This is a genomic window from Flavivirga jejuensis (genome assembly GCF_030540765.1).
GTDB classification, from domain to species: Bacteria; Bacteroidota; Bacteroidia; order Flavobacteriales; family Flavobacteriaceae; genus Flavivirga; species Flavivirga jejuensis.
The window spans coordinates 624,708-639,840 of record NZ_JAUOEL010000001.1 but is presented as its reverse complement, the minus strand read 5'-3'; the positions used below and the strand labels follow the sequence as shown (position 1 = coordinate 639,840).

Sequence of the window (15,133 nt, the reverse complement as noted above, 5' to 3'; positions counted from 1 at the left end):
CTACAAGTCTTTCTTATTAATTTCCTTTAAAACAGATTCTAAATCTTCAATATTCATATCATTTTTCTTTACAAAAAAAGATACCATACTTTTAAAAGATCCTTGAAAATAGCCATCAACTAATTTATTTATAGACTGATTGCTGTAATCTTGTTTTGCTACTAATGGAAAATAGACATGCCCTTTTCCTTCTTTTTCGTAATCTACAAACCCTTTATTTTCCAAAATCCTAACTATAGTCGACACTGTATTATAAGCTGGTTTTGGCTCAGAAAACTGTTCTATAATAGCTTTAACATTGGCTTTTTTTAATTCCCAAAGTATTTGCATAATGTCCTCTTCTGCTTTTGTAAGTTGTTTCATTTTATAGTATCTTATTTATAATAATTAGAACCTACACCTCTTTCAACTAAAGGCTTAGTTAAACAAATATAACTAAAAAGTTAGTTTAAACTAACTTTTTAGTTCAAAAAATGTAACATTAATCCTTTGTACGCGTCTAATTATTAGAATACAAATACTTTTATGGATATTATTTTAATTATTATTGCTGCTTTATTTATGGTTTTAGGTATCATAGGCAGCTTTTTACCAGTATTACCAGGACCATTAACTAGTTGGGTTGGATTATTAATACTTTATTTCACAGATACCATCTTGATAAGTAAATCATTTATAATTATTACATTAATAATTGCCATCCTTATTTGGGTGTTGGATTATATTATTCCTGCTATTGGCACCAAACGATTTGGGGGTACTAAATATGGCATGATAGGCACTACCATAGGTCTTATAGTGGGACTTTTAAGTCCTATTCCTGGTGGTATTATTATAGGTCCCTTTTTTGGGGCATTAATAGGAGAACTTTTAAGCAAAAGTGATTCCAAAACTGCTACTAAGGCTGCTTTTGGAGCTTTTATTGGTTTTATAGCATCTACATTTATAAAATTTATTGCGGCTATTGTTTACTTAGGCTTTTTTATAGGATTCCTTATTGATAGTTAAATACAACATTAATGTAATGTCATATTAAAAAACCAAAAGATTACTAGATTCAAAGACTCAGGCTACATACAATTTAAAAAGAAGAAACCCTATGGGTCTCTCACCTCCATAGGGTCTGTAAATTGCTATTATCAACAAAAAAAATTGAGGGATTAATTAATTTTAGATGTGTTGATTACGTAAATATAATTATAAGTATTGTCTTTGAACTGCGGGAAACCCGTAATCGCGTTACGGATAAAGCGTAATTAACTGAAAATCAATTATTTGAAAAACAAAAAAAACGAGTTTTTTTCAAAAAAAAATAAACTAACATGAATAACTATATTAAACAAAACCTTTTTTTCTTGCTTCGTTTAATAACGTTTCATCTTGTCCGTCGTTTACTTCAAAAATATCTCTAAGCTGCTTTTTTCTTTTTTCTATCGCACTTAAAGAAATATCTAAATGAGATGCTAAATTTTTAGTTTTCACACCTTGAGATAATAAATGAAGTATCTTTCTATTTTTATCGTCAACAACAATATCACTTGTAATAGTCTTTCTAATATGACTATTTACGGTACCACTATAAAATGGCGGATTATTAATTACAGCTTGAAATGCACTAGCAAGTTCACTTGAAGTTAGATCACTTTTGATTAAAAACCCTTCTGGATCTATGGTTTTGATAATGTTATGAATTCTAAATGATTCATTAAACATAGTCAATATAATAATTTTGGTGTTTGGTAAAATCCGACGTGCATATTCCGCTAGGTCTTCACCAGAATTCATTAATCCATCTTCAGAAGGTGGTAAACTAATATCAACAAATAACACATCATAAGGGAGCTCTTTTTGAATTGATTTATCCATATAAGCGATAGCCTCATCACAATTATTGGCAATATCAATTTCGAGTTCTTGATTTTCTTTTTTAGTAAAAAGTAACGTGTTTTGATACCCCTCAATAATCATTGGGTGGTCATCAATCATTAATATTTTTATTTTTTCATTCATAATAAATTTTGTTTTAGGTAATTTGGGGCTTCAATAATTACTGTAGTTCCGACATCTATTTCTGAGGTTATTTTTATACTTCCGTTTATTTCACTTACTCTTGATTTCATGTTCTTTAATCCTATACCAGACTTCGCTTTGTTAACGTCAAATCCAGTACCATCATCATTCATTATCAAGCAAATTACATTATTTTTTAATTTAAAACTAATATTTACTCGTGTTGCATTTGCATGTTTATATATATTATGGAGTGATTCTTGAATAATTCTATATATGTGAATTTTATTTTTATTAGATGCCCCGTCCCAATTTATCGTATCATCATGATCTAATTTATAATCAAGCTCGTAAGCTAATGTTTGTGTTTGTAACAGTGTTTTTATTATATCTATAAACCCTGAACCTGAAACAAAATCGGTATTTAACTCATGGGATACTTTTCTTATATCTTGTTCAATTGTTTTAAGTTCTCCTATATATTGCTCTCTGGTTTTTATCGCTTCTACACTATTACTCATATTTAAACTATCTAGGCTCAATCGTGTACCAAATAAACGCCCTAAAACACCATCATGCAACTCTTCTGAAATACGCTTTTTCTCTAAAGTCCTTGCCTCTTCAATACTTTCATTTTGTGACAACATCAGGTTGTAAATCTCTTCATTCGTTTCCTGTTGCTTTTGTATAAATTTTAATTCTTTATTTCTATTTATTTGTGAGATTACAAGATATAATAGAAAAGACGAAATTATTAATACTACAGAAATTATTAAAAGCCACATACGCTCTTTCGCAATTTGAGCATTTTCTTGTTCTATTTGCTTGGTTTCAAAACGAATTCTGGCAAACTTATTTCTTATAGAACGCTCATTCTTTTGCAAGCTATCGTTAATTTTCACATATTCTCTTAAATATTTTGCTGACAAATTACCTTCTTCAACTTCTGACAGTAATAAAAGAGATTTTAACAAATCATCATTATGATATTGTTCTGAGATCTCTTTTGCTCTATAGGCATAAAACTTTGCAGAGTCTTTATTGTTTTTATCATTATAATATTCTGCTAAATGTTGGTTAATAATAATCGAGTTATACCCTCCTGGATTAACACTACCTGTAATCTTTAAGGCTTTAAAATACAGTTCAGGTAGCTGTTTATGATTATTAGACAAATACAATGTATGCGCATAATTATCTAAAACTAAAGCATAAAAATCTGGGCGTTCATTGATTAAATTTTTATTCGATAAAATTTCAATATAATACTTTAGAGCCTTGTTATATTCTTTTACATTTTTATTTATTAAACCTGAATTTTTATAAGACAGTGCTAAATTATTTTTAGAATTATCTATTGTTGTCTTATTATTTCCTTTCAAGCCTTTTTTTATACGCAAAGCTTTTTCATGATATACAATAGATTCTTCAAATTGTTCCAATTGGTCAAAAACCAATCCTAAATTATTATAGATATATGATTTATTTTTCTTTACATCATCTGTTTTTTCCAATGTTTCCAATAAAGAAATAGCTTCTATAGATGTAAGTTCACTTCCTGTAAAATCTTTTTCATCTCTTTGAATTAATGCAATTCTTAAAAGAGTTATTGCTGTTTTATATTTATCATTTAATTCCCTATATAACTTTTCTGCTTTAAAATAATAATAGTATGCACTATCTGTTACTTGATTAATTCTATAAAAACGTCCAAGATTGGAGTTAGCATCTGCAAACGATAACGAATCATTTAGCTTTAATGATAAAACTAAATTTTTCTTATTCACATTTTTATACAAATTGTATTTTTTATAATCCCAATAAATTTCAGAGAGGTTTTTATTAGATTTTAGAATGACTAATTCATTTTCTAAATCTATAGAAAGTTGACGAGCGCGATTTGCATACTTTAATCTTTCTTCTATCGAAAAATCATTATTTCTAATTGAGAACTGATTATAAACATCAATAGAATCTAGAATAATTTTATCATCTGTTTGTGAAAAAGATAAATTTAAACAAACAACAGCTAATATGTATAATACTTTTAATTTCAACTAATTCAAGGAATAATTAAAGGATTCCTTCAAATGTATCTATAATTTTTTAATTTGCATAAATAAAATTACCCTCTACGTAATATATAAGTAAAGGGCAATTAATAATTTATAAATTAGTAATAATTTATCAATCTCCTTCACTAACAGCACCTCCAGTGTAAGGAATTTGCATATCTGTATTATTTGCTTTTAACAACACATCATCTTCATTTAAGTCTTGTTTAGTACATGATACTAATGTTGCGAATAATACTGCTACAAATAATGTAATTTTTAGGGCTTTCATAATATTTCAATTTTAAGGTTATTACTATTTTTTTTCTTTGTTTTTTTAAACAAAAAGGTTTGTTAGATTAAAAAATCTTAATTAGAGGGAAAAAATGGACTATTAACTTAAAATCGAATACGAGATACCGTAAAGCGATTCTATAAAATATTTTATGAGAGGGAAAAAATGAACTAATTGTCTTGACAAAAACTAAGGGAGTTTATGGGGCGTTCTGTAAGACACTGTAAAAGTAGGTTAAACTGTATTTCTAAATCTAATATATTCGACAAAATGTATTATTTTATCGTTAAAATGCATTTTGCAATAAAAAAATGTTGATAACTTGTTAAAAACTATTTAAGCGTGGATTTACTTTTTATAAAACTTGTTCTTACTATTTTAGTCTTTACATCTTCATTTAAATGCATTTTCTGCAATCTATCTATAAGCATCTGAGCCGCATTAGCACCAATAACTTTGGCATGTTGTCTTATAGTTGTTAATCTTGGTGTAGAATGGTTTGAATCTGCTTTACTAGCAAAGCCAATTACAGACATGTCTTTTGGTACTTTAAACCCTAAGTTAACAGCTGTATTGATAGCGATAATACCCGAAGAACTATCTGCAGCAATTATAGCATCAACCATCTTATTCTTCTTGAGGAAAGATTTTATTTTTTTCTGATGATCATCTTTCTTTTTTATATTTAAAATTAAAGGGGCTTGACTATTATCTTCTAATATCGCTTTAGCATACCCTCTTTCTCTTAGTTTACCAACGCTTAAATCATTAATATTACTAACAAAGGCTATATTTTTACGGTTTTCAAGAAGCAAATCTTTAGTAGCATTATAAGTGGCATCAAAATCATCTACAATAACTTTATCACATAACACATCATGAGCCACTCTATCAAACATAACAATAGGCAAACCTCTGCTAATAGTTTTCTTAAAATGATCTATTTCGTTCTTAATTTGAGTTTCTTCTGCTACCGATAATATAAATCCATCTACACTACCATTTGCAAGCAACATCAAACTCTCCTTTTCCTTTTCTAAAGATTCGTTAGAAATACATGTAATAATATTATAACCTAAATTAGTAGCTTCTTTCTCTATACCAAAAAGCACTTTAGCTAAAAAATGGTTAAGTATATTAGGTATAATAACTCCTATTGTTCTAGTCTTATTTTGCTTTAAACTTAGGGCTACTTTATTAGGTGTATAATTATACAATTCAGCAAGTTCTTTAACTCGTTTTACCGTATCCTCTCCAATTTCTTCGCTATTATTTAAAGCTTTTGAAACCGTAGAAATAGAAACGTTTAACTCTTTTGCTAATTGTTTTAAAGTAACCATACTTTTTTACATATAAATTTATAAGTATCGCAATTTACAAAATTACTCTATGCAAATGGTCTAATTAAGAAGATAGGATATTTTTAATATCAATATAGGTAGAATCGATACTTTAAAATTAATATTACTTTGGAAGAATAAATTTAAAATAAAAAGTGTAAATATTATAAATAAAAAACATACTAATATTCAGACCAACCTAATAGGAGTTATATTTTTAGTATATCTTTGATTTAATTTATATAGTTTGAAAAACTAAAGCCTTTGTAAGTTTATACAGCTTAGGACTTACCCAATATTCTAAACATACCAGTACCGCAAGTTGGGCAACTTCCTTTCATTGCCTTTCTTCCATTCTTCATAGTCACTTCACTAGCATCTTTTATTTCTTTTTTGACTTTACACTTTACACAGTACCCGTCCATATATCTTATATTTTATTCCAATTAAACTTTCAACTTTCTAAATGTAAGTTTTATTCCTGGTGTTAACAAATAAAAACGCTATGTAAACAACCTTTTTCTGTACAGAAAAATGGATATTTTAGGCATTAACACTTTTTATATAACGAATGTTTCTTGTAGAATACTTTGGCTAGATGATTATCTAATAATATATTTATGCAAATGAATGACCCCGCAGCAAGCTGACGAGGTATCAAGCGGAAAAATATTTTTAGATTGATGAAAACCTAAGGTTTTCAAACTTTCCACTTTTACCCCAAGGCAAGCCCCGATGGATTCTTAAGATTAAAGTAATCTTACTTATAAAATATTATTAAATAATTAATAGAAATCAATAATTATGCCCAATACTAACCAATTATCAACATCAAAGAACAGCACATTAATTCCAATAATGATTATAGCTGGGCTATTCTTTATTTTTGGATTTGTAACATGGATTAATGGTGCTTTAATTCCTTTTATGAAAACCATTAACGAATTAACAGATGCGCAATCTTATTTAGTAGCTTCTGCATCTTACATTTCTTTTGTTATTATGGCTTTACCAGCATCTTATATAATCAATAAAATTGGTTATAAAAAAGGGATGTCTTTAGGATTAGTTATTATGGGCTTAGGAGCCTTAGTTTTTATCCCAGCTGCTGAGGCTAGAACCTATTGGATGTTTTTAACAGGAATTTTTATTCAAGGAGCAGGCATGACGCTCTTACAAACAGCATCTAATCCATACATCACTATTTTAGGGCCAATTGAAAGTGCTGCTAAGCGTATATCCATTATGGGAATTGCTAATAAAGTTGCAGGAGGATTAGGCTCTCTAATTTTTAGCGCACTTTTATTATCTGGAATTGATGAAATAAAGGACAAATTAGGCTCTGTTTCAAATACTGAAAAAGCAGAATTATTAAATGTTATGGCAGATAGTGTCGTTACACCATATATTATAATGGCTATTGTACTATTCGTCTTGGGTGTTTTAATTAGAAAAGCGCCTTTGCCACATGTTGAAGCAGAACCTATTGAAGCACCTAAAGAAGGAGGGACAACAAAAACAAGTATTTTTCAGTTTCCTCATTTGTGGTTAGGTGTTTTAGCATTGTTTGTTTATGTAGGCGTAGAGGTTGTTGCTGGAGACACTATAATATCTTATGGGATTTCTTTAAATCTCCCTGTTAGTCAGGCAAAATTCTTTACATTATTTACATTATTAGCTATGGTTGCAACATATGCTTTAGGGGTGATTTTAATTCCTAAATACATGAGTCAGTCATTCGCCTTAAAAGCCAGTGCTTTTTTAGGAATTATATTATCATTTTGTATTGTGTTCTCAACTGGATTTACTTCTGTTCTTTTTGTAGCAGCGTTAGGTATAGCAAATGCTTTAGTTTGGCCTGCCATATGGCCACTTACTTTAAACGGGTTAGGGAAATTTACTAAAACGGCCTCGGCATTATTAATTATGGCGATCTCTGGGGGCGCTATAATACCTCCATTGTACGGAGCCATAGTCGATGCAAAAAAGGAGCAATTACTTGCAAGTGGTGTCGAAGAGGTTTCTGCCATGGCAGAATCGGCATCTAGTGGATATTGGATTTTACTCCCTTGCTATATCATTATTCTATATTATTCCTTTTGGGGACATAAACTAGGTTTTAAAAAATCATAGATTAATTTATACGGCAAATTGTATAACTACTAAATTAAAATATAATTCCCTTTTGCAATAGAATACAAATTTCCTAAGCCTTTTAGGAGAAAGCAGACGATAGACAATAGAAATAAACCTAAAAATAATAACTGTCTATAAAACTAAAAGACCATGTTATTAACATGGTCTTTTAGTTTTATAAAATTTCTTTCTAAATCTCTTTATGGACTCACTCCAGCTATTTCGTCACTTTCTTTTAAAGCTTCAATATTAGCTTTTACTTCAGATTCACTTCCATTAAAAGTTTCATAGCTAATAGCTTCTTCTTCACCTTTAGTAGTTACTGTAGTTACAATAGCCTTAACAGTACCATCATTATTATTAGTCATTTTCACTTTAACTTCTTTAGAAGTCTCTACATGCTCTATAGCATTAGTATCAGAAACATAAGCCATGGCAGTTTCAACTTCAATTAAACTAGGCGCAATAACCAATGCTACAACCGACATTAATTTTAATAAGATATTTAAAGAAGGGCCTGAAGTATCTTTAAAAGGATCTCCAACAGTATCACCAACTACAGCAGCTTTATGCTCATCTGTACCTTTTTTACCTTGTTCTTCAATTGTTTTTTTAGCATTATCCCAAGCACCACCTGCGTTCGATTGAAAGATTGCCATAAGCACGCCACAAGTTGTAACACCCGCAAGCAATCCACCTAACATTTCGGCGCCACCAATAAAACCAACAGCAACAGGCACTACAATAGCTAACAACCCTGGCAAAACCATTTCTCTAATAGAAGCTTTAGTTGAAATATCAATACATTTTCCATAATCTGCAACACCGTCGGCAGCATCAAATATTCCTCTGTCAGCTTCATTAGCTTTAGTCATATCAGAATCATATTTACGCATCACTTCTAAAGCTGCTTTTAATTGCGGAATATCTCTAAATTGACGTCTAACTTCTTCAATCATTGCCATGGCAGCACGACCAACGGCATTCATAGATAATGCAGAAAACACAAATGGCAACATACCTCCAATTAATAATCCAGCCATAATTTTAGGCTGAGATACATCAATTGTCGTTACCCCAGCAGTTTTCATAAAAGCTGCAAATAAAGCTAAAGCTGTTAAGGCAGCAGAAGCAATAGCAAAACCTTTACCAACAGCTGCAGTTGTATTACCAACAGCATCTAATTTATCTGTACGTTCGCGAACCTCGCTTGGTAATTCTGCCATTTCAGCAATCCCACCTGCATTATCACAAATTGGTCCGTAAGCATCAACTGCTAATTGAATCCCTGTATTTGCTAACATTCCTACCGCTGCAATAGCAATACCGTATAAACCTGCAAAATGATGTGATACCATAATAGCAGCAGCAATCAAAAGAATAGGAATCATTGTTGACATCATACCAACACCTAAGCCAGCAATAATATTTGTGGCAGCTCCAGTTTCTGATTGTTTAACAATTGACATTACAGGCTTTTTCCCTGTAGCTGTATAATACTCTGTTATTTTACCAACACCTAAACCAGCTACTAAACCAGCAATTGTTGCCCAGAATACACCCATGGCTCCGAAAGGTAAACCTTCAACAGATTCAGGAATTAGAGCATTGATAATAAAATAAGACGCCACAATCATTAATCCTGCAGAACCAAATTCACCAATATTTAATGCTGTTTGTGGATTTCCACCATCTTTTACTTTTACAAAAAAGGAACCTAATATAGACATTATTATACCTACAGCACCAAGAACTAAAGGCAAGTACACAGCTCCTAAACCACCAAAATTAGGTGTTAAAATAAAAGCACCTAATACCATGGTTCCAATAATAGAACCTACATACGATTCGAATAAATCTGCTCCCATACCAGCTACATCTCCTACATTATCACCTACATTATCTGCAATAGTAGCAGGATTTAAAGGATGATCTTCTGGAATACCAGCTTCAACTTTACCAACTAAATCAGCTCCAACATCAGCAGCTTTAGTATAAATACCACCACCAACACGAGCAAATAAAGCAATAGATGAAGCTCCTAAAGAAAACCCTGAAAGAACATTTAATACCAATATTAAATTTTCAGCTCCAGGCCATAAGCCTTGATATATAATAAATAAACCACTTAACCCTAAAATACCTAAGCCTACAACACCTAAGCCCATTACAGCGCCACCAGCAAACGCCACTTCTAATGCGCGTCCTAAAGATGTTCTTGCTGCTTGTGTTGTTCTAACATTCGCTTTGGTTGCAACTTTCATCCCAATAAATCCTGCTAAGGCAGAACAAATAGCACCTACGATGAATGATATTGAAACCATCCCGCTAGAACCCACTTCTGAAGACCCTTTAAAATATAACAAGACAGCTACTGCTATCACGAAAATTGCTAAAACCTTGTATTCGGCTTTTAAAAATGCCATGGCTCCGTCTGCAATATTCTTAGCTATACGAGACATTCTTTCATCACCTACTTCTTGTTTTGAAACCCATCCACTTTTTAGAAAAACGAAAATTAAAGCTACAATACCAAAAAGCGGTAAAAAATTTACTATTAAATCCATATTAGTTAATTAGTTTAAATTAATTGTTTTTTTTTAACGAAGCTAAAAATAGGAAAATATAAGTGATAAAAAAAGCCGCATTTAATTAAAGATGACACATTTAAATCCCCATTTAAATATATTATCTTTAATACTATGATATATGTTAGTTTTTTTTAGTCTATTTAGATAAAATTTCGTTTAGAAGTTCAAGGCTAAAAATTTATTATTATAACTATGCACTTCAAAAAAAGAAAAAAACTATAAACCTTAAAGTATAATTTAATACACTTCTATAAAAATTATAGTCCTTTAATTATATCCAGAATTCTTCTTACATCAAAAATTGGAAAACAAAAAAACCACCCTAGAATTAGGATGGTTTCTTTAAATTTTGAAAAAGTTTAAACTTTTTATATAAAATTTCAACTAAATAGTAAATGTCCGTTTTTTCTTGTGTTCACTATTGTCATACCTCAGTACACATTCATGATAAATTTTAACAGCTTCTTCAGCATTACCCCATCCACCTGTATCAACTTTCTTCTCTTCTAAATCTTTATATACTTGAAAAAAATGTTCTATTTCTTTTAACCTATGAGGATTTAAATCTAATATATCTTTATTTTTATTCCAAATAGGATCTGAAACGGGTACACAAATAATTTTTTCATCAGGTCCTTTTTCATCCGTCATATGGAATACCCCTATAGGTCTTACCTCCATAACCACCATAGGATATGTTGGTTCTGTTCCCATAACCAATACATCTAATGGATCTTGATCTAGAGCCAAGGTTTCTGGAATAAACCCATAATCCCCAGGATACATCATAGATGAAAACAGCATACGGTCGAAACGAATTTTTTGTAATGTAAAATCGTATTCATATTTATTCCTACTTCCTTTAGGTATTTCTATTAACACATCAAATGTTAAATCTTTTTTCTTACTCATATTTTACAAATATTTTAGGGAGGCAAATGTACTGAACACTTAGTCTTTAAGCAACAAAAAATTAGCTTGATTTATATTAATATTCCTATCTTGCTCCTTGACTAATTCAAATAATTTTTTAAAATCTATGAGACTTTTCTTTATTTTATTCCTGACTTTATTTTATTCATCAATTAGCAAGGCACAAACACAGCCTTGGCAAGGCAAGTTTGAACCTATTGATAATATGCTTAAACCTCCTAATACTTACAGAACTGCTAGCGGAGCTCCTGGAAGAGACTACTGGCAACAACGTGCTAATTATAACATAAAAGTTGAATTAAACGAATCGAACAACACTATTTCTGGCAAGGAAACTATTACTTATTATAATAATTCGCCAGATGATTTAAGTTATTTATGGATACAGCTAGAACAAAACGTTAACAAAAAAGAAAATGAAGATTTTGGATCCATAAATAATAATATGAAAAACGGTATGACTACCAGACAAATGCAGTTCCTTACCAGAGCTATCGATTTTCCTGCCGGTTATTCTATTAAATATGTAAAAGATTCTGATAAAAACAACTTAAAAACCATGGTTAATAACACCATGATGAAGGTTAAATTAAACACGCTTCTTAAATCGGGGGAATCTACAAGTTTTTCAATAGCATGGTCTTACCCTATTACCGATAGAAGCATGTATTTATTATCTCGTGAAGGCTATGAATACTTTCCTTCCGACGATAATACTGTTTACCTCATTGCTCATTGGTTTCCAAGAATGGCTGTTTATAACGATACTGAAGGTTGGCAAAATCAACAATTTCAAAAACTTGGAGAATTCGCTTTGGAGTTTGGTGATTATGACGTTGAAATTACTGTCCCCGAAGATCATATTATTGCATCTACTGGCTTGCTTCAAAATAGTGAATCTGTGTTAACTAAAACACAGCGTAAGAGGCTAGATAAAGCACAAAAGTCTTTTGATAAACCTGTAATGATTATTACACAAGAAGAAGCCCTAATCAATGAAAAACAAAAAACAAAGAAGCAAAAAACCTGGAAATTTAGTGCTAAAAATGTTCGTGATTTTGCATTTGCATCCTCTCGTAAATTTATGTGGGATGCACAAGCTGTAAAATTACCAACCAACACTGTAATGGCCATGTCTTTTTACCCAAAAGAAGGCCTACCTGTATGGCAAGAAGAATCTACTAAAGCAATAATACATGCTTTAGAAGTTTATTCTGAAGCTACTTTCGATTATCCTTACCCAGTAGCTATTTCTGTAAACACCTCAAATATTGGTATGGAATTTCCAATGATTAGTTTTAATGGTGGGCGACCAAAAAATGGTAAAATAAGTGATGGTGCTAAACAAGGTATGATAGGAACTATTATTCATGAAGTGGGGCATAACTGGTTTCCTATGATTGTTAGTTCAGATGAGCGTAAATGGATGTGGATGGATGAAGGTTTAAATACTTTTTTACATCAAAGAACCGTTGCAGAACGTTACCCTGATTTTAATAGTGTAACACCCAAAAGTATTGTACCATTTATGAGTGGTGATAAAAATATTTTGCGTCCTATTATGACGACTTCAGATAGCGAACTTATGTCTCAATTTGGTGCCAATTTTTATTTAAAACCTACCGTTGGGTTGCAAATGTTACGTAACTCTATTATCGGAAAAGAACTATTTGATGAGGCCTTTAAAGAATATGCTAACCGCTGGAAATACAAACATCCCAACCCTGCCGATTTGTTTAGAACCCTTGAAGATGCCACTGCTACCGATTTAGATTGGTTTTACAGAGGTTGGTTTTTTACTACCGATCATGTAGACATGGAATTAAGTAATGTAAAATGGTTTAAAGTATATGAAGAAAATTCGAATATTGAAGATCAAAATAACACATCTAAAGTAAAACTTGAAGCCTCTGGTAAAAACATCCAAACGCAACCAAAAGATTTCTCTAGTGGTCCAGAAACAATTATTATGAACACAACACCCGATGCTGCTTATGGTCAGTTTTTATCAAGAATTAATGAACCCGAATTACGCAAACAACTTTCTGGTAAAAACATTTACGAAATCACCATCAAAAATGTAGGTGGACTTGTTATGCCTGTTACTATTGAGTGGATATTTACTGATGACTCTAAAGAGATCGACATAATTCCTTCAGAAATCTGGCGTAGAAATGAATACGAAATTCGAAAAACTTTTATAAAAGAAAAAGAGGTAAAGAAAGTAAATTTAGATCCTAATTTTGAGTATGCCGATACCGATATGAAGAACAACTCATTCCCTAAAGTTGAAATACCATCTGAATTTGACGCCTTTAAAGATAAAAATAATTAAAAAGTGTCATTTTGAATATTACCAAGAAACAAAATATATTTTGCTTTGAAGGTAGCAGCAAAGCTGTGAAGAATCTTTTAAAATTTTAATGTTTTGATTATTTAATTTTTATTTACTTAAATCAAAACAGATTCTTCGCTTCGCTACCATTGACGTGTTTTATAACTAACTAACTTTCAATTGTTTGTCATCAGAGCGCAGCGAAGAATCTTTATAATTAAGACAAAAGTGCATAGAATCTATAAAAACTGTTGATAAAACCTTTGTCTTTAATTTTAATCCACATCAAACCTAACGCCTATTGAAATATTATTGTGATCGACAATCTGATTTTTAAAAATAGGAGACAGATCATATTTAACATACAAGGCCATTTCACTAATAGCAATATAACCGCTTAATCCATATACCAAGTTACTGGTATTAAAACCACGTTTTTGTTTGTCTTTAATATGCTCGCCGTTCAATTTATACTTTAGTTTTTGACGTGTGCCAATATTAATACCTGCGTATCCTCCTAAACCTATTTTAAATTGATTTCGAGTAACATATCTAAAATAAGTATCATTGTCAATCCTTTTTGAAGGACCAAACTCAAAATGAACAGGGAATACCAAATTGGTAATAGACAGTTTAGACTTTTTAAGGTTTTCTGGAAATTCTTGTAATACCGTTTGATTTCCTTGCTGAACAAAATACTTATTATCATCAGGCTTTAGTCCGTTTATTTGAAAAGAATATCCGTATTTAAAACGTAAAAAATTAGTATTTTTAAACACACGTGTTTTCCACGCCCAACCTAATTCTAAAAACCGAGACCCACCAAACTTATATGGCGAATCGTCTAGCTTTTCCCCCTCAATAATGGCATTATTTAAACCAAAAGCCAATACAAAATCGCTAGAAGTTCGTAAATCGTATTTCTTTGGCTTCTTCTTTCCTCGCACAGAAAGAACCTCATCTCCATCTATTGCAATACCAAATTTAACATCTTTTGCTTCCCTATGTAATCCATAATCATTCCGTTCAAGAAGAGCAATCTTATTATCTATAATCCCTATACGATTTTCAATATTCAAAGCTGCTAATTTTGCCGCTTTCATTTTTAATTCTTGAGCTTCTTCGGCTGTAATTTCTCCGTTGTTTAAACGCTTGTTAATAGCTTCTACTTCTATTTTTAAAAAATCTTTTTCTTCCTTTTCAATAACTGTTTTCAAATGCCTAAGCATTTTAATATTCTTCTCATTTTTAATAGCTGGAATCGTGTCTTGTGCATTGATTAATTGCACACTTACACATAGCACTGCAAGTGCTAAATACTTAGTAATAATTTGCATAACTGTTCGTTTTTTATGTTGAAATATTATCCTGGACTTAGCCAAATAGATATTTCAACATCTATTGATAATTGATTTGATGTTTATTTATAGTTGCAATTC

At 30.9% G+C, this 15,133-nt stretch carries 12 protein-coding genes; 3 read left to right on the top strand and 9 right to left on the bottom strand.

All coding sequences use genetic code 11. The features are described 5' to 3' along the window. A complete protein-coding gene (locus Q4Q40_RS02800) occupies positions 1-363 on the bottom strand; it encodes a BlaI/MecI/CopY family transcriptional regulator (RefSeq protein ID WP_303300164.1) in 363 nt (120 codons plus the stop codon). A 162-nt stretch (positions 364-525) separates the two neighbouring features. Here Q4Q40_RS02800 and Q4Q40_RS02795 point away from each other — a divergent pair, with 162 nt between their 5' ends. Next, complete coding sequence (locus tag Q4Q40_RS02795) at positions 526-1,008, top strand: DUF456 domain-containing protein (RefSeq protein ID WP_303300163.1); 483 nt, start codon at positions 526-528, stop codon at positions 1,006-1,008. 327 nt (positions 1,009-1,335) lie between these two features. Here the strand turns inward: Q4Q40_RS02795 and Q4Q40_RS02790 are convergent, their stop codons facing one another. From Q4Q40_RS02790 to Q4Q40_RS02770, 5 genes are all read right to left on the bottom strand, one after another. Beyond that, positions 1,336-2,010 carry a response regulator gene (locus tag Q4Q40_RS02790; protein WP_303300162.1) on the bottom strand — a complete coding sequence of 225 codons (675 nt, stop codon included), beginning with the start codon at positions 2,008-2,010 and terminating at the stop codon, positions 1,336-1,338. Continuing rightward, positions 2,007-4,067 (bottom strand): tetratricopeptide repeat-containing sensor histidine kinase, encoded by a 2,061-nt coding sequence (locus Q4Q40_RS02785; protein WP_303300161.1) that lies wholly within the window; start codon positions 4,065-4,067, stop codon positions 2,007-2,009. The genes Q4Q40_RS02790 and Q4Q40_RS02785 overlap by 4 nt, the downstream gene beginning before the upstream one ends. Before the next feature lie 130 nt (positions 4,068-4,197). Continuing rightward, the gene (locus Q4Q40_RS02780) at positions 4,198-4,356 is read right to left on the bottom strand and encodes a hypothetical protein (protein ID WP_303300160.1); all 159 of its coding nucleotides are present in this window, start codon (positions 4,354-4,356) and stop codon (positions 4,198-4,200) included. A 335-nt stretch (positions 4,357-4,691) separates the two neighbouring features. Beyond that, entirely contained in the window at positions 4,692-5,699 is a 1,008-nt protein-coding gene (locus Q4Q40_RS02775) for a LacI family DNA-binding transcriptional regulator (protein WP_303300159.1), read from the bottom strand. 281 nt (positions 5,700-5,980) lie between these two features. Next, the gene (locus Q4Q40_RS02770; protein ID WP_303300158.1) at positions 5,981-6,124 is read right to left on the bottom strand and encodes a DUF5679 domain-containing protein; all 144 of its coding nucleotides are present in this window, start codon (positions 6,122-6,124) and stop codon (positions 5,981-5,983) included. A gap of 379 nt (positions 6,125-6,503) precedes the next feature. On the opposite strand from Q4Q40_RS02770, the gene Q4Q40_RS02765 reads away from it, so the two are divergent. After that, positions 6,504-7,832 carry a sugar MFS transporter gene (locus Q4Q40_RS02765; protein ID WP_303300157.1) on the top strand — a complete coding sequence of 443 codons (1,329 nt, stop codon included), beginning with the start codon at positions 6,504-6,506 and terminating at the stop codon, positions 7,830-7,832. Positions 7,833-8,035: 203 nt separating this feature from the next. On the opposite strand, the gene Q4Q40_RS02760 is transcribed toward Q4Q40_RS02765, so the two are convergent. Beyond that, complete coding sequence (locus Q4Q40_RS02760) at positions 8,036-10,402, bottom strand: sodium-translocating pyrophosphatase (RefSeq protein ID WP_303300156.1); 2,367 nt, start codon at positions 10,400-10,402, stop codon at positions 8,036-8,038. Positions 10,403-10,810: 408 nt separating this feature from the next. After that, on the bottom strand, positions 10,811-11,338 hold the full coding sequence (locus Q4Q40_RS02755) for an inorganic diphosphatase (RefSeq protein WP_303300155.1): 528 nt from the start codon (positions 11,336-11,338) through the stop codon (positions 10,811-10,813). 127 nt (positions 11,339-11,465) lie between these two features. On the opposite strand from Q4Q40_RS02755, the gene Q4Q40_RS02750 reads away from it, so the two are divergent. After that, complete coding sequence (locus Q4Q40_RS02750; protein ID WP_303300154.1) at positions 11,466-13,694, top strand: M1 family metallopeptidase; 2,229 nt, start codon at positions 11,466-11,468, stop codon at positions 13,692-13,694. Positions 13,695-13,969: 275 nt separating this feature from the next. On the opposite strand, the gene Q4Q40_RS02745 is transcribed toward Q4Q40_RS02750, so the two are convergent. Then, complete coding sequence (locus tag Q4Q40_RS02745; RefSeq protein WP_303300153.1) at positions 13,970-15,031, bottom strand: hypothetical protein; 1,062 nt, start codon at positions 15,029-15,031, stop codon at positions 13,970-13,972. Positions 15,032-15,133 lie beyond the last annotated feature (102 nt).

What these genes read in the sequence shown, in the direction of transcription:
- Q4Q40_RS02800 (WP_303300164.1), bottom strand. Translation starts at nt 363, where the DNA reads ATGAAACAACTTACAAAAGCAGAAGAGGACATTATGCAAATACTTTGG.
- Q4Q40_RS02795 (WP_303300163.1), top strand. Translation starts at nt 526, where the DNA reads ATGGATATTATTTTAATTATTATTGCTGCTTTATTTATGGTTTTAGGT.
- Q4Q40_RS02790 (WP_303300162.1), bottom strand. Translation starts at nt 2,010, where the DNA reads ATGAATGAAAAAATAAAAATATTAATGATTGATGACCACCCAATGATT.
- Q4Q40_RS02780 (WP_303300160.1), bottom strand. Translation starts at nt 4,356, where the DNA reads ATGAAAGCCCTAAAAATTACATTATTTGTAGCAGTATTATTCGCAACA.
- Q4Q40_RS02775 (WP_303300159.1), bottom strand. Translation starts at nt 5,699, where the DNA reads ATGGTTACTTTAAAACAATTAGCAAAAGAGTTAAACGTTTCTATTTCT.
- Q4Q40_RS02770 (WP_303300158.1), bottom strand. Translation starts at nt 6,124, where the DNA reads ATGGACGGGTACTGTGTAAAGTGTAAAGTCAAAAAAGAAATAAAAGAT.
- Q4Q40_RS02765 (WP_303300157.1), top strand. Translation starts at nt 6,504, where the DNA reads ATGCCCAATACTAACCAATTATCAACATCAAAGAACAGCACATTAATT.
- Q4Q40_RS02760 (WP_303300156.1), bottom strand. Translation starts at nt 10,402, where the DNA reads ATGGATTTAATAGTAAATTTTTTACCGCTTTTTGGTATTGTAGCTTTA.
- Q4Q40_RS02755 (WP_303300155.1), bottom strand. Translation starts at nt 11,338, where the DNA reads ATGAGTAAGAAAAAAGATTTAACATTTGATGTGTTAATAGAAATACCT.
- Q4Q40_RS02750 (WP_303300154.1), top strand. Translation starts at nt 11,466, where the DNA reads ATGAGACTTTTCTTTATTTTATTCCTGACTTTATTTTATTCATCAATT.
- Q4Q40_RS02745 (WP_303300153.1), bottom strand. Translation starts at nt 15,031, where the DNA reads ATGCAAATTATTACTAAGTATTTAGCACTTGCAGTGCTATGTGTAAGT.